Origin of the sequence: Corynebacterium sp. HMSC073H12 (genome assembly GCF_001837775.1) — a bacterium.
Taxonomy (GTDB): domain Bacteria; phylum Actinomycetota; class Actinomycetes; order Mycobacteriales; family Mycobacteriaceae; genus Corynebacterium; species Corynebacterium amycolatum.
Genome location: NZ_KV834024.1, coordinates 1 through 20,132 on the forward strand (window position 1 = coordinate 1; position 20,132 = coordinate 20,132).

At 58.8% G+C, this 20,132-nt stretch carries 14 protein-coding genes; 8 read left to right on the forward strand and 6 right to left on the reverse strand.

The features are described from left to right. Nucleotides 1–100: 100 nt before the first annotated feature. Nucleotides 101–1,129 (reverse strand): hypothetical protein, encoded by a 1,029-nt coding sequence (locus HMPREF2708_RS01625; RefSeq protein WP_246840296.1) that lies wholly within the window; start codon nt 1,127–1,129, stop codon nt 101–103. Between the two features lie 90 nt (nt 1,130–1,219). Here HMPREF2708_RS01625 and lspA point away from each other — a divergent pair, with 90 nt between their 5' ends. The 4 genes from lspA to rarD all read left to right on the forward strand — a co-directional run bounded on the left by lspA (nt 1,220) and on the right by rarD (nt 4,580). Then, nucleotides 1,220–1,789, forward strand: coding sequence for a signal peptidase II (gene lspA / locus HMPREF2708_RS01630; RefSeq protein ID WP_070831734.1), 570 nt, complete (start codon nt 1,220–1,222; stop codon nt 1,787–1,789). 68 nt (nt 1,790–1,857) lie between these two features. Then, nucleotides 1,858–2,769: an RluA family pseudouridine synthase gene (locus HMPREF2708_RS01635; RefSeq protein WP_070831731.1), complete on the forward strand. Its 912-nt coding sequence runs from the start codon at nt 1,858–1,860 to the stop codon at nt 2,767–2,769. Beyond that, nucleotides 2,766–3,491: a hypothetical protein gene (locus HMPREF2708_RS01640; RefSeq protein WP_070831487.1), complete on the forward strand. Its 726-nt coding sequence runs from the start codon at nt 2,766–2,768 to the stop codon at nt 3,489–3,491. Before HMPREF2708_RS01635 ends, HMPREF2708_RS01640 begins: the two co-directional genes overlap by 4 nt. Before the next feature lie 120 nt (nt 3,492–3,611). Next, nucleotides 3,612–4,580, forward strand: a complete 969-nt coding sequence (rarD, locus tag HMPREF2708_RS01645; protein ID WP_070831490.1) for an EamA family transporter RarD — start codon at nt 3,612–3,614, stop codon at nt 4,578–4,580. Here the strand turns inward: rarD and HMPREF2708_RS01650 are convergent. The 3 genes from HMPREF2708_RS01650 to HMPREF2708_RS11080 form a co-directional block, all read right to left on the reverse strand. Further along, nucleotides 4,577–6,004 (reverse strand): D-arabinono-1,4-lactone oxidase, encoded by a 1,428-nt coding sequence (locus HMPREF2708_RS01650; RefSeq protein ID WP_070831493.1) that lies wholly within the window; start codon nt 6,002–6,004, stop codon nt 4,577–4,579. The two genes, rarD and HMPREF2708_RS01650, sit on opposite strands and share 4 nt — an antisense overlap. After that, on the reverse strand, nt 6,001–7,290 hold the full coding sequence (locus HMPREF2708_RS01655; RefSeq protein WP_070831496.1) for an alanine racemase: 1,290 nt from the start codon (nt 7,288–7,290) through the stop codon (nt 6,001–6,003). The genes HMPREF2708_RS01650 and HMPREF2708_RS01655 overlap by 4 nt, the downstream gene beginning before the upstream one ends. An 80-nt stretch (nt 7,291–7,370) precedes the next feature. Further along, nucleotides 7,371–7,535 (reverse strand): hypothetical protein, encoded by a 165-nt coding sequence (locus HMPREF2708_RS11080; protein ID WP_005510327.1) that lies wholly within the window; start codon nt 7,533–7,535, stop codon nt 7,371–7,373. 243 nt (nt 7,536–7,778) lie between these two features. Between HMPREF2708_RS11080 and dnaE the strand changes: the two genes are divergently transcribed. The 3 genes from dnaE (at nt 7,779) to HMPREF2708_RS01670 (ending at nt 16,496) form a co-directional block, all read left to right on the forward strand. Then, nucleotides 7,779–11,336 carry a DNA polymerase III subunit alpha gene (dnaE, locus tag HMPREF2708_RS01660; RefSeq protein WP_070831499.1) on the forward strand — a complete coding sequence of 1,186 codons (3,558 nt, stop codon included), beginning with the start codon at nt 7,779–7,781 and terminating at the stop codon, nt 11,334–11,336. Nucleotides 11,337–11,392: 56 nt separating this feature from the next. Next, on the forward strand, nt 11,393–12,688 hold the full coding sequence (gene ilvA, locus HMPREF2708_RS01665; RefSeq protein WP_070831502.1) for a threonine ammonia-lyase IlvA: 1,296 nt from the start codon (nt 11,393–11,395) through the stop codon (nt 12,686–12,688). Between the two features lie 106 nt (nt 12,689–12,794). Next, on the forward strand, nt 12,795–16,496 hold the full coding sequence (locus HMPREF2708_RS01670; protein WP_070831505.1) for a hypothetical protein: 3,702 nt from the start codon (nt 12,795–12,797) through the stop codon (nt 16,494–16,496). A gap of 9 nt (nt 16,497–16,505) precedes the next feature. Here HMPREF2708_RS01670 and treZ read toward each other — a convergent pair whose 3' ends face one another. Then, nucleotides 16,506–18,422, reverse strand: a complete 1,917-nt coding sequence (gene treZ / locus HMPREF2708_RS01675; RefSeq protein ID WP_070831511.1) for a malto-oligosyltrehalose trehalohydrolase — start codon at nt 18,420–18,422, stop codon at nt 16,506–16,508. Between the two features lie 128 nt (nt 18,423–18,550). On the opposite strand from treZ, the gene HMPREF2708_RS01680 reads away from it, so the two are divergent. Continuing rightward, nucleotides 18,551–19,252 (forward strand): YigZ family protein, encoded by a 702-nt coding sequence (locus tag HMPREF2708_RS01680; RefSeq protein ID WP_210400298.1) that lies wholly within the window; start codon nt 18,551–18,553, stop codon nt 19,250–19,252. A 6-nt stretch (nt 19,253–19,258) separates the two neighbouring features. Here HMPREF2708_RS01680 and HMPREF2708_RS01685 read toward each other — a convergent pair whose 3' ends face one another. After that, the gene (locus tag HMPREF2708_RS01685) at nt 19,259–20,005 is read right to left on the reverse strand and encodes a helix-turn-helix domain-containing protein (protein WP_070831514.1); all 747 of its coding nucleotides are present in this window, start codon (nt 20,003–20,005) and stop codon (nt 19,259–19,261) included. Nucleotides 20,006–20,132 lie beyond the last annotated feature (127 nt).

The window sequence follows — 20,132 nt, forward strand, 5'->3', positions numbered from 1 at the left end:
ATGATGCAATGACCGCCTGACCCTACCGGCAGAAAAGTGACATAAACCTAGACACTTTCTCGTCTTCTAACCTTGCAGTGGCCCGAGCTATTCTTCTGGGCTACTTCCTCGAGCCGTCGCCGTCCTTAAACTCCAGCCCGCGATGCGTCTGCTGAGTGATGCGCACATCGGAGTTGCCGTCGCCGTAGGTCACGGAGGTCACAAAGTCGATGTTGCCCTTCACCGGAAGGGGCTTGGTCAGGTCGATGGTGACGCGGTCGGCAAGCATGTCAGTCGTGGCCTCGACAACCTTCAGTGCACCCTCGCCGCCAGTGTCCAACTCCGTAATGGTCGGCACCTGCTTGACATCGACCTTCAAATTAACAATGTCGCCCGCACGGCTGAGCAGGGTATAGGTCACCTTCTGCGTCATCTTGGTCTGGCCTTCGACCTCGCTTTCGACCGTCCAGGTCGCATCCTTTCCGATGTCCTCGGAGGGGAAGACGATAGGTACGGAATGCAGCTGCTGCAGCGCCATCTCCACACCAGCGCGAGCGGTGTCGGTGGCCTTCTCCGGCGCTCCCAGCTTGAGTTCCTTGACCTCACCTGTGGCCGTTGTTGACGAATCAGAGATAAATCCCTGCGCGGTAGCGATATCCTCATTCAGCTCATCGTTGGAGCCGTGGGGTTTACCCACCTCTGACGTCACCGCACGAGTATCGTTATCGCTGGTAACAGTGCTGGTCAGGGGGATTTCCAGGCGGGTGTCTGGGAAAGTCTGGTCGCTATCGGCGTTTCCGCCCCGCTGCGCGAAGCCCTGTGTCACCGCCACGGTCGACTCCTGCTCTGCACCGTCGTCCTTCCAGCGCACACTCGCCAGCTCACCGCTGCCAGCGCTGGTCAATTCGACCTTGGGTTGTGCAACGTCCACGGGTTGTGTTTCCACCGAGCTTTCCGACGAGCACGCGGCCAGTGACACCACAGTAGTAGCGGCAACAACTGCGGTGCCGACCCTCGCCAGCAGGCCACGCTTGGTGTGACCAGCTCGGTCGCTGTGGCTAGGTCCACGGAACCACGAGGAGGTGGTGTCTCCTACACGTCGTAAAGCGGAAGGGGCCGGAACAAACTGAGATTGGAAACGTCGAGTCACACCGGTTAGCGTACCGGTTTCTTGGTGGATCGGAACCACCCGGGCGGTGTCAGTTGGCTGAATATGGGTTTGTTAGGCCATTATGGGACAGTGACTAAGAAGGAAACGAGGACATATTTCCCGCGGCGGGGGATTCTCGCCGCGGTTATTGCGTCAGTTGCGATTATTGATCAGCTGACCAAGATTATCGCTTTGAAGACTCTCGATGGCCGACCTGCGGTGCAGGTGCTTGGCGATCTCTTCGAGTTGCAGCTCGTTTTTAACCCCGGTGCAGCCTTCTCCTTTGGCACGAACGCCACCTGGGTTTTTACCACGTTGCAGCTGGTTTACATCCTGGCTGTGATGTGCTTTTCCCATTGGCTGCGCAGTCCTATATCGGCGACTGCCGCGGGACTTATTGCTGGTGGAGCGCTGGGCAACCTCATCGATAGGCTATTTCGGGAGCCCAGTTTCTATGTCGGCCACGTTGTCGATTTCCTGTCGGTGAAGGGTTTTGCCGTATTTAATATCGCGGACTCCGCGATTACTGTGGGCGTTATTATCCTCGTTATCTGGATGGTTTTTTCCAAGGAACCGGATCTCTTCGCTAATCAGATTGCAGCGGAGAAGAAATCTGCTCAGAAGAATCAGAAGCAGTCGGCGGAGGGAGGACAGCAGTGAACGACAATGCATTAAATCGCGGTGCAGCACTCGGGGGAGCGCACCAGCCCGACCGAGAAACCCGGCAGATGCCCGTTCCACCGGGCTTGGCCGGAATGCGGGTAGATGCCGGTGTGGCTAAGTTGCTGGGGCTCTCGCGCACAGCGGTGGCTGATTTGGCAGCGGCTGGGGACATCACGGTTGATGGTGTGAGCGTTGGCAAGTCTGACCGCCTGGAAGAAAACGCTTTCCTCTCCGTGTTGTTACCGCCGGTGGAAAAGCCATTGGTTCCCAAAGAGGAACTCGTCGAGGGCATGGACGTGCTCTACCACGACTCCGATTTGGTGGCTGTTCACAAGCCTGTTGGCGTGGCTGCGCATCCGTCGGTCGGTTGGGAAGGTCCAACGGTTATCGGTGGGCTGGCGGCTGCTGGTTTCCGCATTTCTACCTCCGGTCCGCCCGAGCGAAAAGGCATCGTGCATCGTCTGGATGTTGGCACCTCTGGCGTGATGGTTGTCGCCTGCTCAGAGCGGGGCTACTCCGTGCTCAAGCGGGCGTTCAAAAACCGTGAGGTGTCGAAGACCTATCACGCTCTGGTTCAGGGGCATCCGGATCCGCTGTCGGGGACAATTGATGCTCCGATTGGCCGTCATCCTTCGGCGGGGTGGCGCTTTGCCGTCCGTCAGGATGGCAAACATGCTGTGACGCACTACGAAACGCTTGAGGCCTTCGCCCCAGCGACGCTGTTGAAGGTGAATCTAGAGACTGGGCGCACGCACCAGATTCGTGTGCACTTCTCTGCGCTGAATCACCCATGTTGTGGCGATCCCATGTACGGTTCCGATCCGGCATTGGCCCAGCGGCTTGGGCTCAACCGCCAGTGGCTTCATGCTGTTTCGCTTGGTTTCCACCATCCGGCAGATGGTCGCTGGATGGAAATCGAATGTCCATACCCAGATGATTTGAACCACGCATTGGAAGTTTTGAGGCAGGGCGCATGACGCAGACTCCATCGGGATCCAAGAATCGAGCGCGCCCCGAAAATCGTGCGAAAAGCACCGGTGACGGCAGTATTTCGCCAGTGATGGCACTAATCTCAGGTTTCTGTGTTGTCGTATTGGTGATTGTTTTAGCAGTCGCTTCGACATCCGATCGCGTGAGCAAGCCGCAGAATATCAACGGCGATGCGCTCGGCCCAGACTCGTGGGAAGCAACCGAGCAGTACGTAGAGCGTGCCGACGAGTCCCTCGAGAATATGAAGAAGGAAGACTACCAGCTAAAGAACGGCCAGCCAGTTGTGGAGGACCCGAAGTTTTGGGCGATGGTGACTTTTGACCGGCTGCTCGATGCGCAAGAAGCGGCACAGGTCTATGAAAAAGAGCCCTCTCTGCGAGTATCGACTGCAATCATCGGTGGCGTGAGTACCCGGTATTTGCCGCAGCCGAGCAAAACGGCGAGTGAAGAAAAGCTGCTGAAAGATCAACTGGAGTTAGCGGCTGCCTACGCAGACGTCGCGATTGACGACGAACGGCTCGGCTTCAACGGTTTACTGGTCTATGGAGACGCTGCGGCGTTGATGAATGTCAAGAAACTGCCTGCTGTTAAAGCAGTCGAGGCGCTGCCATCAGATGCGGCACGCGGCCGTTTTGGTATCCGACCGGTGCTGAGTTCCGGTTTCACGGATAAAGATCCGCTTTTTGCGCCGGGGCTGAGCCAGAACTAATAGAAGCCAGAACTAAGTGCCCAAATCCAAACGACTAGGATGAAGCGGCTAGAACTCTGCCATCAGTAAGCCGCCAGTACGCAGTCAGTTTCAACGAGAACGAAAAGGAGTCAGTCAACAGTGATTCAGGCATTCGGTGCGTACCTTTTGTGGGCGCTGTTTCCGCTCTACTTTCCGCTGCTGGAGCCGGCGGGGGCCGTGGAGATTTTGGCGCATCGATTCGTCTGGACGCTTGTCTTTATGGTCATTGCCCTCAGCTTCATGCGCGCATGGCCAGAGCTGAAGGCCGCGAGCGCCAAGACCTGGGGCACTATTTTTATTGCTGCACTGTTGATCTCCGTCAACTGGGGTGTGTACGTCTACCTGGTCAACAATGGGCAGGTGGCGGAGGCCGCACTCGGTTACTTCATTAATCCGCTGGTCAGCGTTTTGTTGGCGATGATTTTCTTCCGTGAAAGCATCTCGCGGTTGCAGCTCGGCAGTGTCATCCTGGCAACCATTGCGGTCATTGTTCTCACTATCGGTGTGGGACATCCGCCGTTGGGTGCGCTGGCACTGGCATTCAGTTTCGGTTTTTACGGACTAATGAAGAAGCGAGTATCGCTTTCCTCCGCAGCGTCGCTGACAGCCGAGTCCGCCGTAATCACACCGATTGCGCTGGCCTACATCCTCTGGTTGACCTACAACGGGCAGAGCACCTTTACCTCCGAAGGAACTGGTCACACGCTGCTCATGATGAGCGCCGGCGTCGCTACCGCCATTCCGTTGCTGCTCTTCGGCGAAGGTGCCAAACGCCTGCCGTTGGCCACCTTGGGTCTGATGCAGTACCTCACTCCGGTTCTCCAAATCACTTTGGCAGTCACCGTGCTCGGCGAGGAGCTCGAACCGGAGCGTTGGATCGGGTTCTTCATCATCTGGGGTGCCGTCGCGCTGTTCATCTGTGACCTCATCCTGAAGATGCTCCGGCAGCGTCGGGTGCGCCGGGAACTCCACAAGGCCGGCATTGAACCGGCCACGGTTTCCGACGATGCCGCCGACCAGACGGATGGGACGGTTCCCCGGGACGTCGTAAAGCCGGCAGATAGTTAGCAGAAAAGATCGCGCAGGTGCTCGTTGAGGAAGATTCCCTGCGGGTCGACCTTTTCCCGTAGTGCCTGGACCTCACCGAACAGTGGATAGCGTTCTGCGAAATCCTCCGCGCGGAGCGTGTGCAATTTCCCCCAGTGCGGGCGTCCTCCATGGGCCTTGAAGATCGGCTCGATGAGGTTGAAGTACTCCCGGTAATCCTCTTTCCAATAGCGGTGGATGGCGATGTAGGCGCTGTCGCGACCGTACGCCGTGGACAGGGCGACATCGTCGGCTTTTGCGGAGCGCACCTCGATGGGGAAGGAGATTTTCATCCGCTTGCGGGCAATTGCGTCGCGGATTTCCCCGAGGACATCGGAAGCGGCTTCGAGCGGGACGGAGTACTCCATCTCGGAAAAACGCACTCGGCGCGGCGAGACAAAGACCTTGTGCGCCTCGTTGGAGTAGCGGCGCTCTGGCACGGTGTTGGTGGCAATGCGGTTGATCGTATTCGTCGTGGCGGGAATGGCCTTGGCAATTTCGCAGCACGCCAAAAGCCCCATGTTGTTGACGACTTCGTCATTGAGATACGTGCGCGCGCTGCCCAGGCGCTGCTTCAGGCTATTGCGACTCGGGCGGCGGTGGCGCTGCGGTTCGATGCGAGTATTGTGCTTGACCAGCGTCTCGCGCTGTCCCGGGAACCAGAAAAACTCCAGGTGGTCAGCTTCTTTGCAGCGCTCAGCGAAACTCTTGCGCAGGGAATCAAACTCTTCGCGGTGTTCGTCGGCGTGCAGATCAAACGCTGGTACGACGGACATCGTGACCTCCGTAAGCACGCCGAAGACACCCAGCCCCAGCCGTCCGAGGCGGTAGAGCTCGCCGTCGATTCCCTCGGCGTCCGGATGGCAGTGCCTGACGACGCCATCCGCGGTGACAATCTTGAATCCCTTAACGGTGCCTGCAAAGCCGGTGAACCCAAGCCCGGTGCCGTGCGTGCCAGTAGAGATAGCGCCGGCCAGCGACTGCGGATCGACATCGCCCTGGTTGGGAAGTGCCCAACCGAGCGGGCGCAGAATACCTGGAGTATCGCGCAGACGAGTGCCGGCACGCAGCGTGGCGGTCTGGTTGGCCGCATCCAGCTCGACCAGACCAGAGCAGCGGTCGAGTTGAATGCGGTGCCCATCGGTGGTGGCCACGGAAGTAAAAGAATGACCGGCCCCCAGCGGGCGCACCGTAGTTCCTTCGGTCTTCGCCGCTTTAATTACCGAGATGACGCCCTCATCATCGTGTGGCTGATGAGTATAGGACGGGGTGCACGATTGCGTGTGAGCCCAATTGTTCCAATGAGAGTTGGCGATGGCTTTCGCCTGTGCACGCCGACGTACGCGTGGTACGCGGGACTCAACTGTAGAGACTGTGAAGCGGGCGTTGTTCCGTGAATTGCTCATGTGAAGATCAATCCCTTTCCTCGGTACGTGGGCCAGTGGGCGATGATGGCGCCATCTTGAACTGCAATGACTTCTTGTGTGTGCTCGGCTATTTCGCCGGCCTTGGCGTGGCGGAACCACACGGGATCTCCCAGCGAAATTGCATCGGCGCTCTTGCCGAGCAACGGAGTTTGCACCTCACCTGGGCCTTCCTCTGCCGCGTAGCGCAAGCCAGTGGGGTACCAGGGGGTTGGCAGCCGGTCATCTCCCGCCGGCCCAGAGGCAATTCGGCCACCGCCGGACACCGTGACCACGCCCTTCTTAGGGCGTCGCGTCGCCGGCAACACAAACCAGGACGCCGGGCGCAGATTGAATGCGCGATAGTTATCGAACAGTGTTGGTGCCAGGAATCCCGACCCCGCCGCTGCCTCGGTTACTGCGGCTTCGGCGCACGTCGACTCCAACGACCCCGTGCCACCGCCGTTGACAAACTCCAGTGGTCCCGCCACTTTCTCGACTGCAGCGACAACCTTTGCGCGGCGCTTCGCCAACTCCTTCTTTGAGACGGCCTGCATCACTCGAATTGCGCGCGCACGCGGGGAGTTTCCGGCATCGCCTACCCCGGCAATGTGCCCTTCATACATCATGATTCCCGCCAGCTGCAGCTCCGGGCGGGCAATAATCTGCTTGGCAAACACCGCTGCCTGCTTCGGCGAGAACAGGCTGGAGCGCAGCGTACCGATATGCACGCCGGGCAGAGGGCGAAAGGACGCATCGACGTCCATACACACGCGGATTGGCGCATTTTCGCTTGCCGACGACGCCAGCGCCTCCAGATGCTCGGGACGGTCAACCATTACACAGATGGCGGCGCGCGCTGCATCATCGTCGGCAAGCTCTGAGATAGCGCGGGCGTCAAGTGTTGGGTAGGCGACGACTATGTCGTCGCTAATGCCTTCTCGGAATAGGTACAGCGCCTCTACCAGCGAATATGCAAGCACGCCCTGGAAACCGGGGAAGGCCAGGACGTGCGAAATAAGCTGTGGAATGCGGATGGACTTCGAGGCCACGCGAATAGGCATACCGTTTGCACGGCGGAGCATGTCGCGGGCATTGGATTCGACCGCCGCGAGGTCGACGACGACTGCAGGAAGGGAAGTGCAGTTAAGCAGCGTGTCGGTAGCTAGTGGCGGGCGGGCTGTCTGGGGCATCTGCGGCGGCAGCGCCTCAGGCAGGTGAGACATCGATGTCGGAGCCGGGCGGGATGTGCCCGAGGACTCCGGGGCAGAAGCTCGAGAAAGTTTCATGCCCTAAAACGTAATCATTGGAAACCTGTACTGTCTTTGATTTTGAAAAGAAAGTCAGAATTTCCCAGGTCTGTGCCTTATTAGACCAGCCAGCTGTAGCGGGCGGCATCCATGTTGGAGGTGATGACATCGCCATCGACGAGGTAGCCGGCAGCAACGGGGCGGCGGTCAATGGTTGCAAGAACCTCGTCAAGCTCGGGCTTGGGGAAGTAGGTGAAGTGGCCATCGGAAAGTGGTGCGAACACTGTATTGCTCCTTTGGTTCTTTGCTCGAGGGCAGTGCGTTTCTCTATGGCCGCGAGGAAATATGAGGACTTCCTCACGAACCGTGGTGTTGAGTATTGTCAACTGGTTTTGAAAAGTAAAGGATAGGAAGGGGTGATGTTAAACACATCTTTAGCCATAACTGTGCAGACATAAGGGGCTGCTTCATTTTGAGTGTTCGAAGGAATCGTGTTCAGTCCGGGCGATTGTCTACAATCTGGACTCATGGCTAACTCCTCCTTCGTGCACCTCCACAATCACACCGAGTACTCCATGCTCGACGGTATGGCGAAGATTGATTTGCTTGCCGACGAGGTTGCGCGACAGGGAATGCCTGCGGTCGGTGTCACCGACCACGGCAATATGTTTGGCTCAAATGCTTTCTATCGGCAGATGAAGTCCAAGGGTGTCAAACCGATTATCGGTATTGAGGCCTATATGGCGCCGGAGAGTCGTTTTAATAAAAAGCGCATTCAGTGGGGTGAACCGCATCAGCGTCGAGATGACGTCTCGGGTCGCGGTTCCTACTTGCACCAGACCATGTTGGCCGCGAATGCGCAGGGTCTGCGGAACCTGTTCTACCTGTCGTCGATGGCGTCGTATGAGGGGCAAATTAGTAAGTACCCGCGTATGGATGCCGAGTTAGTGGCGGAACGCGCCGAGGGCATTATCGCAACCACTGGTTGCCCGTCGGGTGATGTGCAGACTCGTCTGCGCCTGGGGCAGTTCGACGAGGCTCTGCAGGCCGCCGGTATGTGGCAGGACATCTACGGCAAGGAAAACTACTTCCTTGAGCTGATGGATCACGGGCTGGATATTGAGACCCGTGTGCGCAGTGAGCTGCTGGAGATTGGGCGGAAGCTGAACCTGCCGCCGTTGGTTACGAATGACTGCCACTATGTCACCCGTGACCAGGCCAAGGCTCACGAGGCTATGCTCTGCGTGCAGACGGGTAAGACGCTCAATGACCCGGACCGTTTTAAGTTCGACGGTGATGGCTACTTTATTAAGTCCGCTGAAGAAATGCGCGCGACCTGGGATCATCTAGTCCCGGGTGCCTGTGATAACACGCTGCTTATCGCGGAGCGCGTCGAGGATTACGACGAGCTGTGGGAGGAACACCCGCACGACCGTATGCCGAAAGCTGATGTGCCGGAGGGTGAGACTCCGACGACATGGCTGCATCACAACGTGATGGAGGGTCTGCGCAAGCGCTTTGAGGGGCGCGAGGTACCGGAGGAGTACATCCGGCGCGCGGAGTATGAAATTGAGGTTATTGACGGTAAGGGCTACCCGTCGTACTTCCTTATCGTGGCGGAGCTTATTCGCCATGCCCGCGAGGTGGGCATCAAGGTCGGTCCGGGGCGTGGTTCCGCTGCCGGTTCCCTGGTTGCATACGCGACGTGGATTACCAATATCGACCCGATTGAGCACGGTCTTCTCTTCGAGCGATTCCTGAACCCAGAGCGTCCGTCCGCACCGGATATTGATATCGACTTCGACGACCGCCGCCGCGATGAAATGATTCGCTACGCCGCTGACCGCTGGGGCGAAGACAAGGTGGCACAGGTGGTCACCTTCGGTACGGTGAAAACCAAGCAGGCTCTGAAGGACTCGGCTCGTGTGCAGTTCGGTCAGCCGGGCTACCAGATCGCAGACCGTATTACTAAGGCTCTGCCACCTGCGATTATGGCTAAAGATATTCCGCTGGGCGGCATCGTCGACCCGGAGCACCCACGCTACGGCGAGGCCGCTGAGGTTCGCCAGCTCATTGAGACCGACCCCGATGTGGCCCGTATTTACGAAACCGCTCGCGGCCTCGAGGGCGTGGTCAGGCAGACTGGCGTGCACGCCTGTGCCGTGGTGATGGCGTCGGTGCCGCTCATGGACCACATTCCGATGTGGAAGCGCCAGGCTGACGGTGCGATCATCACCGGCTGGGACTACCCGGCATGTGAGGCCATTGGTCTATTGAAGATGGACTTCCTGGGCCTTCGAAACCTGACGGTGATTGGTGACTGCATCGAGCACATCAAGTCCAACCGAAGCGAGACAGTTCTGCTCGATGATCTTCAGACCGATGATCCGAAGGTCTATGAGCTGCTGTCGCGCGGTGACACTCTCGGTGTGTTCCAGCTCGATGGTGGCGGCATGCGTGAGCTGCTTAAACGAATGCAGCCAACGGGCTTCGACGACATCGTGGCATCGCTGGCGCTGTACCGTCCGGGTCCGATGGGTGTTAACGCGCACTTTGACTACGCAGATATTAAGAATGGTCGCAAGCCTTATAACGCCATCCATCCGGAGCTGGATGAGCAGCTGAAGGAAATCCTGGAAGAAACGCACGGCCTGATCGTGTACCAGGAGCAGATTATGAAGATCTCGCAAAAGCTGGCTAACTACACCGCAGGTCAAGCAGATGGTTTCCGTAAAGCCATGGGTAAGAAGAAGCCCGAGGTGCTGGCTAAGGAGTTCGTGAACTTCGAAGGCGGCATGCTGGAAAACGGCTACTCCAAGGACGCTGTCCAAAAACTGTGGGACATTATTCTGCCGTTCGCCTCCTATGCGTTTAACAAGTCTCATGCGGCGGGCTACGGTCTGGTGTCCTATTGGACCGCGTATCTGAAGGCTAACTACACCGCTGAGTACATGGCGGCGCTGTTGACCTCGGTGGCGGATGATAAGAACAAGCTGGCTATTTATCTGTCGGACTGTCGCCACCTTGGCATTAAGGTGCTGCCGCCGGATGTCAATGAGTCGGGTATGGATTTCGAGCCGGTCGGTGAAGATATTCGCTTCGGCCTCGGCGCTATCCGTAACGTCGGCCATGATGTGGTCGCGTCGATTGTGAAGACGCGCGAGGAGAAGGGCAAGTTCACGTCGTTCTCGGACTACCTGGACAAGATTGAAACGCTGCCATGTAACAAGCGCATCACCGAGTCGCTGATTAAGGCTGGCGCTTTCGACTCGCTTGGGCACCCACGAAAGGGCCTTGCGCTCATTCACGAAGAAGCCATTGACTCGGTGCTGTCGACCAAGAAGGCTGCAGATAAGGGACAGTTCGACCTGTTTGCGGGCTTCGGTGGGGAAGAGGACACCGGTTCGGAGAGTATCTTTGAAATCCGTGTGCCGGATGAAAAGTGGGATCGCAAGCACGAGCTGACCCTGGAACGAGAAATGCTGGGCCTCTATGTCTCCGGCCATCCACTCGATGGGTTCGAAGAATCGCTGGCCGCGCAGACCGATACCGCTTTGACCACGGTCGTTGGTGGGGAGGTCGCTAACAACACCGAAATCACTATTGGTGGCATTGTCTCCAGTGTTGACCGTCGCGTGAATAAGAACGGTCAGCCCTGGGCGATTATCGGTATTGAGGACCACAACGGCGCGCGCGTGGAGGTTATGGCTTTTGCGAGAACCTACGCGATGATTGCCACCAGCATTGCTGAAGATGCCATCGTGCTTATTCGTGCTCGCGTTCAGTACCGCGATGACCGCATGAGTGTGGTCTGTGATGACCTGAAGCTGCCGGATCTTGGCCGAAATGGCTCCACTTCGGCGCCGCTGCGTCTGACCATGCGCACTGATCAGTGCACACCGGAGATGATTGCCAAGCTGAAGTCAGTCCTGTTGGATAACCCCGGCGACTCGGACGTTTACCTCAAACTCGTCGACGGTGATTCCCACACCACTTTGGTTCTCGGCGAGCACTTGCGGGTCGACCGTGATGCCAGCCTAATCGGTGACTTGAAAGCGACAATCGGTGCCAGCATTTTGGGGTAGCTCATCGCGGCCCTGATTGTCGCAACCGATTGTATGACCGAGTAGAGTCATAGCTCATGAGTGAGAATTCTGTGCCTGCTTCCCAGCCCGAACGCCGACTTGTCCACGCGGCCGATATTCAGATTGCGCAGGCACGAATTTCTTCGGTTATTGCGGCCACTCCGCTGCAGTTCAGCCCACGTCTTTCCGAAATCACCGGCGCTAAGGTATTCCTCAAGCGGGAAGACCTCCAGGACGTGCGCTCGTACAAGATTCGCGGTGCCTACAACGCGATGGTTCAGCTCACTGATGAAGAGCGAGCCGCAGGCGTCGTTGCGGCATCTGCAGGAAACCACGCTCAAGGCGTGGCCTACGCATGCCGTCAGCTGGGTATTAAGGGGCGCATCTATGTGCCCAATGCCACGCCGAAGCAGAAGCGCGACCGTATCGCATACCACGGCCGCGATGCCGTTGAGATTGTCGTTGTCGGAGACTCCTTCGATGAGGCCGCCGCTGCTGCTCGTGCCGATGCACAGCGCACTGGTGCCACCATGGTGGAGCCATTCGACTCCTTCAACACCATCGTTGGACAAGGCACTGTCGCAGCTGAAATCATTGCGCAGCTCTCCGGTCAGGGGTTGACTCTGGATACCATCTGCGTACCGGTCGGTGGCGGTGGCCTGCTCAGCGGTGTCACCTCCTACCTGTCGGATATGTCGCCGAACACCCAGGTCATGGGCGTGGAACCTGCGGGTGCGGCCTGCATGCGCGCAGCCTTGGAGAACAACGGCCCGATTACGTTGGGGCACACCGACCCGTTCGTCGACGGCGCCGCGGTGGCCCGCTTTGGTGACCTGCCATGGCACATCCTGGAGGCCAACCGCAACCGCGTTCATCCGATGATTGCGCCAGAGGGCGCGGTCTGTGAGGCGCAGCTGGATCTCTACCAGAACGAAGGTATTATCGCTGAGCCGGCCGGTGCGCTGTCTGTGGCAGCTCTGGAGCAGATGCAGTTTGAGCCGGACGAGGTTGTTGTCTGCATCATCTCGGGTGGTAATAACGACGTGCTGCGCTATGCCGAGATCATGGAGCGCTCGCTGGTCTACCGCGGCCTCAAGCACTACTTCCTGGTGAACTTCCCGCAGAAGCCCGGCCAGCTGCGTATGTTCCTCAGCGATGTTCTCGGCCCGGATGACGACATCTCGCAGTTCGAGTACCTCAAGCGTAACAACCGCGAAACTGGTGCGGCCCTCGTCGGTATTGAGCTGCGTCATGCTTCTGACCTCGAGGAATTGCTGGCACGCATGGATGCCTCGCCGCTGAAGTGCCGCCGACTGGTGCCCGGCACACCAGAGTATGACTTTTTGACCTAGACTTGCTGGGTCCAGCTGGGAAACTTCCGAGGGAGTCCTCCCAGGTCCATTAATTAAATGAATCTTTTCGAACAAGCTTTGTAGCGAAGGGGAGCGTCCACCCACTATGACTGGGGCAAGCAGTGTCGACCAGGGTGTCCGAGTGGAAAATACCGTGATTGTCGAAATGTGGCTGGCTGCCGCAGAGCAGGATTTGGCCACCCGGATTCCGGGACTGCTGGAATCTGCCGCACAGGCCAAAGTTGAGCCATTGTTTGTCTGGTCAGGGCTGTCGATGGACGAGGTTGAGCGTATCGACCGCTTCCTGGGAACGCTCCTGGCCCATCATCTGGCTGGTGGTACCGCTGCCGATATTGATGCTGCGAAGAGCGTCGTTGACAATCACCCGTTGGTCACCCTTGCCTCGCTGGTAGGGCGCGCCGCGCGTGTTGCGTCGGCAAGCGAAATGTGGCTGGACTGGCCGGCCGCTTTGCAGCTGAATCCAGACGCTGACACTACCGGCGCGCTTATTGCCCACCTCGCCGCCGCAGTGCCGACAATGCTAGCCAATGCCGGTTTGCCTAACGACGTCGACAGCAACCAGGCCGACACGGATGAGCTGCAGCGAGCAGCGCAGGTGCTTTTGCTGCACGCGGGAGTTCAGCTGTCAGTGATGCCACTGATTATCGAGCGTTGTGAGGAGCTTGCGGGCGTATCGGAGCTATCCAACCCTTCGGCCAATGACCTGGTGCAGGCGCTGTCGAAGGTTCATCCGTTGCTCGAGGGGCTGCTGACCGAAATTGCGGAGGCGGAAGACGGTGTCTACCCGCTGGCTCTGCGGCAGTTGGCTAGGACGGCACCTCGCCAGGCACACAAGTTGTTTAAGGCAACCCTCGGTTACGCCATTGCCACCGCCGCTGATCCGGCCAACTGGGAGGCTCGGGAAGAACTCGGTCAGCTCGACGCGGGGCTGCCGCCCATTCTGGTGGCCGCTGCGCGTGAAGAGCTGCGTATGCGTCCGGCGGGTACTGCGAACCGTCGTGAAGCCGTGGGCGTGGTGGCAACGACCGGTCGCCCACAGCTGTACTTCGATGAGCTGACACAGACCGTTGGCGTACAGCTACCGACGCCGCTGGATCCGGCGGGACGGACCTGGCGCGTCACCTTCGGCGGCACGGTAGCAACGACGCCGGTGGTGGGCCTGCAGGATTCGCTGCCACGTCCAGTGGTGACCATTGATGAGCCGGTGCGCGATGTGCTGGTGGAAATCGGTGATGAGAAGCACTGGCGAGTCCCGGCGATTAGCACTGAGGACCCGATTCTCATTTTCGGTGCCGACGGTCAGTCGGTCACGGATAAGGTATCGCTGCACTCGACTTCTGCCACGGTGGTCTACCCGGTTGATGCCACACTCGTTGACCCCGTCACGGGTGCTGAGGTGCCATTGCTATCGGACCCTCGCCCATTCAACTGGGAGCTGTGGCAAGTCGCTGAGATCGATCTTCGCGATGTTCATGCAGTTCAGGTGCGTCGCTCCGGGGCGGCTGGCGAGGTTCGGTCGGCATCACCTCAGCGTCAACCGCGAATGACCATGCCTCACGCGCGTCTCGACGGCGCGGTGTCTTCCTACGGCACCCCGGTTTACGCTGGCGGTCCGGTCGCTGTTTTCCCGCCGACGCTGTCCGGAAAGGACGAGTCCTGGCGTGCCATCGTCACCGAGTTTGGCGGCTATGGTGCGTTTACCACGGATTCCGTCATGGTCTATGACCTCGAGGTACCCGCCGCGGGTGGCGAGGTTGAGATCCTTACCGATGATGATTACCCGTGGGTCGGCGAGTTCGTGGTTCGCCTGGTCAATCCGCGTGGCCGCAGCTTCCAGAAGCACTTCGCCATTGCAGAGCAGGCTGACCTCACTATCACTTACAGCGGTGGTGGTGACGGCTTCCGCATCCCGACCATCGATGGTCTGAGCCCCGCTGACATTCGCGTTGTCTCCGGTGACAAGCCGCTTGACGCCGAGCCCGCTATCGTGCGCCTTGGGGCGGACGAAGTTACAGGTACCGTCGAGCTTTCCACCGAGGAGGGCGCATGGCTGCAGTTGCAGGTCACGCCAGGCACGCTGCAGTTTGAGGTTCCGCTTGCCGACGAGTCCGTCGCCCGCCGCACCACTACATTGGTCACCCGCCCGAAGCGTGTCGATTCCTTCGGCAAGATTGTCGTCAATGCCCCGGGCGAGCTGCGCCATGCGCATGTTGCAGTTTCCAGCGGTGAGCGCGACATCTGTCGCGTCCCCATTAAGCGTTTCGGCGATACTGGCTACGCGGAGTTCGGCAAGTTTGCCGACCGTATCTCTCTGCTGAAGGCCTTGCGTATCAGCTTGGACTGGACTCGTGTGACGGGACGTAAGCGCCTGTCTGTACCGCTGGTGGAGGCTTCCTCCCGCGATGCCATCCGCCAGATTGCCTTCAACGATGAAGCCACTGACATCATCGAGGTTGATGTCGCTGACGATGTTTCGCACTTGCCGATGACCCTATGGCTCTGGGCCGCCGGTCAGCCGTGGCGCGAACCCGTCGCCCTGGAAGTCGTGGAGGGCGAATGCGAGCTTCCCGACGAGCTCCGCGGCCTTGGCCCATTCGTCGCGCAGGTGACTTTCGGTGTGGAGAAGGAACGCCACCCGCAGTGGCCGGCGGCCGGGTCGACCATTTTGCATCATGTTGATGATGCCGAGGCTGTCGACCTTGATGGCGAGGACACCGATTCCGTTGCTCGCGCGCAGGAACTGTGGGGCGAGCTAAATCAGGATCAGCTCGCACGTTTGTGGACGCTACTGGCGACCTTGCGCGCCGGTCGTGCAACCGACATGGCGCAGGCGAATCCGCTGCTGGCCGCACCTAGGTTGGGTGCGATTTTGTGTGCTGAACCACGCGCCGGTCTGGCAGCGTTGAACCGCTCAGTCATCGCGTTGGACGATCAGCCGGGTATGTTTATCGCCTCCGGACTCGTGCTGGGAGACTTCAGCGCTACTAAGCCAGTGCCGGGGCGTCGCCGTGTGCCGTGGCTCGGTGCCTTGGCAGCATTGGCGGATCTCACTGATGAGAGCGTGGACCGTTCTCGTCAGCTGGATTACCTACGTACAACTGGTGGCCAGGGACTGCTGGACATTGCCGCCAGCGGCCAGGACACCACTCTGGAGTCCGCCACTATCGACCAGAGCTCGGTGCAGATTACCTCGCTGCCGGAAGCGCAGGCCAGCGCTATTTTGTCGCAGGTCTTTGATTCCTACCGCATGGTCCCGGGTCCGCTGACCGACGATGACGCTCGCTTCACCGCAATCTACGAAGTGGTACGCAATCGCGCTGAGATTGTGGAATCCGGTGTAATGACCCAGCTTGCCGCTGCCTCTCGGGTGTTGTTTAAGACGGTGTCTAAGGCGTCTCCACGACTGCGCAAGGCGGTCAATGTGCGCTTCCACAAGCTCGATGGCATCGATGCGGATGATCCTTCGCTGCACTGGACTCTGGTGCCGGGAACGTCACTGCTTATTGCAGTGGCTGCCCGCGTATTGGCCCGCACTCAGGCTGAGAACTCTGATGCCAGTGTCGCCGCTGTCCGCCAGCTGATTCCGATGTGGGCCCAGCTGGCGGACCTGGTGCCGACGTTGGTGATGAGCGATATTCTCATCGCAGACGCGTTGGTGGCTCACGCCCTCCACGGCGATGTCACCGAGCTGCCGTGGCCAGCACCCGAGTCGGGTGCTGATGTCAAAGCTGATGCTGACGCTGCGGCCGACGCGGATCCTGAAGGCACGGCTGACGCGGAGGACTAGCCTGTCTGACTAGCTGAGCGAGACGACAGCGTAGCCCCACGCTGGAAGCGAGATTTCGGGACCAGCAGCTTCGTCATTGACGATGCTGGCTGCTGCGTCTTCAAAAGTGTGCAGCAGGTGGGCGGAACCGAACTCGGAATCCAGGCTGACGCTGGTTTCGGCGTCGGAGAAATTCGCCACCAAAGCGACAGTTTCAAAGGCATCCGAGCCTCGAGCGCCTATTTCGCGCTCATCCTGGCTGCGCACAACGACAAGGCACCGATTGTCCTCGTCATACTCAGTCACTACAGATGCTGACCACGGAGTGCGAAGCGACGGGTGAGACTTCCGCAGCGCGAAGAGATCGCGGTAGGCCGACAGAATAGTGGCGTGCGAGCCCTCCGAGGTCTCCTGCCAATTGAGCTTCGAGCGATTAAAGGTCTCTGGATCCGATGGGTCGGATACCTCCTTCGGATCCCACCCGGCACGGGCAAACTCACGTAGGCGTCCCTCGCGCGTGAGCCGTTGCAGCTCCGGATCTTCATGGGAGCAGAAGAAAGCAAATGGGGTAGAGGCACCCCACTCCTCACCTTGGAAGAGCATCGGGGTGAAAGGACTGCATGCGATAACTGCTGCCTTTAAAACCTGCTGCGCTGGGGTGAGGTTCATCGACGGACGGTCACCGACAGCGCGGTTACCCGTTTGATCATGTGTGGTCGTGTACGTCACAAAAGCATGCATAGGCTGGACAGACAGGTCAAAGGGGCGGCCGTGAGTACGACCGCGGAATGTCGACATTGTGCCCGTATGCCAGAAGCCGGTTTCCAAAGCGCTAGCTAGCGCTTCCACCGAACCAAAGTCCGAGTAGTAGGCGTGGTCCTCGCCAGAGACCAGCGTGTGCAGTGCATGGTGGACGTCATCATCCCACTGAGCGTTGAGGCCAAAGCCACCGGCAGCGCGCGGGCGGACCAAACGCGGATCATTCTGGTCGGACTCTGCAATCAAGGAACGCGGAATACCAGTCTCGGCTGCGACAGTGTCTGCGACAACCTGCATCTGCTCCAGAATGTGGAATGCCCCCTCGTCATGCAGGGCATGGACTGCATCCAGACGAAGACCGTCGACATGGTAATCCACCAACCATTGGCGCACTGCATCCAAAATGTAGGCACGCACCTCATCAGAGTTGTCGCCGGTGAGATTGACAACCTCACCCCACCCCGTCGAACCACCAGAGGTGTAGGGGCCGAAAAATCCCACATAGTTGCCGTCCGGACCGAAGTGGTTATAGACCACATCAAGAATGACGGCCAAACCCTTGCGGTGGCAGGCATCAATCAGCTTCTGCAGACCGTGCGGGCCACCGTAGCCCTCGTGCACGCTGTGCCAGGACACACCGTCATAGCCCCAATTACGGTCACCGCCGAAAGGCTGCACTGGCATCAGCTCAATGTGTGTTACCCCCAGCTCAATCAGGTGGTCTAGATGTTCCACCAAACCTTCGAAATCGCCAGAATCGCTGAAGGTACCCACATGCAACTCATAAATCAGACCTCCTGGCAGAATCCGTCCTGACCAGGCCGAGTCCTTCCACTTATAGGCACCCAGGTTAACGACCTCGGAGAAACCATGCGGACCATCCGGCTGGGACTGGGAACGCGGATCTGGCAGCGGTATTGTCCAGTCACCGACAGCGGGGGAGGAGCCATCCCCCGATTCGCCGTCAGGCGCGCCGTATCCCGCATGTGCCCGCAGCGAAAAGGCGTAGCGATCCCCCGGTGTGCGAGCCACATCTGCTTCGAACCAACCAGAGTTGGCGCCGTAGCCATGGGTGGCGTCGGAGATTGGACGCATATCAAAAATCGCTGGTGCGTCAGGATTGCCCAACAGCAGACGGACTTCGGAAGCGTACGGGGCCCAGACTCGGTAGTTGCTCATGGGCACCATGGTAGGTCAGTCGGCGGATTGGCACAGTGAAACTTTTTCGAACACCGCGGATTTGAGGTGAGCCCAAGGTGAGGTCGAGATAGTAGCGAGCGACGGTGATTGGGTGTGCACGAAGCCCATACGCAACAATGGACACTATGACCACCGAGCCATCCACTTCGACAGCGGCGACGCAGAATCAGCGTGACATCGAGCTGATTGTCCCCGCCGACGGTGACATCGTCACGAATGAAATCGAGATTAAGAAATCGCGCTTCATTACGTGGATCGCGCGTGCCGACGACGAAGACAGCGCCCGAGCGGTGATTAATTTGGCTAAGGCGGAGTACCCGGACGCTCGCCACCACTGCAGCGCATACATTCATGAGGTGGTCGGCGGGAATCGTGTGGAGCGATCCTCAGATGACGGTGAACCTAGTGGCACGGCAGGTCGCCCTATGCTCGATGTACTGCAGGGCTCTGGAATGACAAATGTCACCGCCGTAGTAATCCGCTATTTTGGCGGCATCAAGTTGGGTACGGGTGGGCTTGTGAGGGCCTATTCGGATTCGGTCTCAGAGTGTCTAGAAAAAGTCACGCGCATGCGGCGCGTGCAAAGAGCTTTGAGAGTAGTCAGTGTTTCCGCCGCAGATGCCGGTCGCATCGAGGCGGAATTGCGTGCCCGTGGCTATGACATTGTGGAAACGCGGTGGGGGCAGAGCGTGGAGTTTTCCATTGCGGTGACCGCCGATGGGGTTGCCCAGCTTGACGGTGAAATGCAGGCGTTGACCAAGGGCGCTAGTGAGCCGTCTAAGGACGGCGGCGAAATCTGGTGGGAGCTGCGCGCCTAACAGCCACTAACCCTGGTTCGGGGACTCCTCGCCATTGTGTGCGCCGCGATGGCGTTTGAGGATTTCCACCAGTTCGTCCTTGTTTTCCGCAATCTTTTCCGGCCGACCGAAAACGCAGACTGCCGCGACAGTAGCACCGTCTTCCTCCACTGCGATAGAGACACCATCGACGCCACCGCCTTCGGCAATACCCGGGGCAGCACAGACGCCCGTCTCTGCGATTTCCCCAGCCTGGCGGAGGAAATCATCCACATAAACCTGGTCTTCCGGTCGCGCGGAGTTCAGGTAGGACCACAGTTCGCGCTTTTCAAACCGACTCATCAAAACCCAACCTGCAGAGGTGCGCAGCAGCGAGCGTGGCAGGAAGTTCTCCGTCAGGTACTGGTAGCGCATGGATTCACCGACGGTTTTGAGGTAGAAAAGCTTGCCACCAACCGGCAGTGCCAGCACGGTAATCAAGCCAGTTTCGTTGTGAATCGCCTCAAGCTCGGCCGTCGGAACGTGGACCATGCGACGACCAGCCATGACATTGAGCAGAAACGGCGCCATGCCGAGCGTGTAACGCTTGTGGGACTCGTCAAGGTAACCTGTCACAGTCAGACCGTTGACAAGGCCCTGCGTGGTACTGAGCGGATAGTTCAGCGTGTGGGCGATGTCTGTAAGGGTTAGACCTTCGTTAGAGCGCGCAACGAGTTCGAGAATCGCCGCAACGCGGTCGACCATACGGTGGCGGGGGCGGACAGTTTCTGTCATAGCGCTAACTCTAGCAACCTAGCTACGCCATTGTATTAATTACCTACCCAAATAGGAATATTTAGCAGGCTTGCTATATCTGTCGGGATTTTTCCCGAATTGTACGTCCTATCGACCTATGCGATGC

Coding starts and splice junctions, on each gene's coding strand:
- HMPREF2708_RS01680 (WP_210400298.1), top strand. CDS start 18,551: ATGGACACTATGACCACCGAGCCATCCACTTCGACAGCGGCGACGCAG.
- HMPREF2708_RS01635 (WP_070831731.1), top strand. CDS start 1,858: ATGCCCGTTCCACCGGGCTTGGCCGGAATGCGGGTAGATGCCGGTGTG.
- treZ (WP_070831511.1), bottom strand. CDS start 18,422: ATGGTGCCCATGAGCAACTACCGAGTCTGGGCCCCGTACGCTTCCGAA.
- HMPREF2708_RS01670 (WP_070831505.1), top strand. CDS start 12,795: ATGACTGGGGCAAGCAGTGTCGACCAGGGTGTCCGAGTGGAAAATACC.
- HMPREF2708_RS01685 (WP_070831514.1), bottom strand. CDS start 20,005: ATGACAGAAACTGTCCGCCCCCGCCACCGTATGGTCGACCGCGTTGCG.
- HMPREF2708_RS01655 (WP_070831496.1), bottom strand. CDS start 7,290: ATGAAACTTTCTCGAGCTTCTGCCCCGGAGTCCTCGGGCACATCCCGC.
- HMPREF2708_RS01640 (WP_070831487.1), top strand. CDS start 2,766: ATGACGCAGACTCCATCGGGATCCAAGAATCGAGCGCGCCCCGAAAAT.
- ilvA (WP_070831502.1), top strand. CDS start 11,393: ATGAGTGAGAATTCTGTGCCTGCTTCCCAGCCCGAACGCCGACTTGTC.
- HMPREF2708_RS01650 (WP_070831493.1), bottom strand. CDS start 6,004: ATGAGCAATTCACGGAACAACGCCCGCTTCACAGTCTCTACAGTTGAG.
- dnaE (WP_070831499.1), top strand. CDS start 7,779: ATGGCTAACTCCTCCTTCGTGCACCTCCACAATCACACCGAGTACTCC.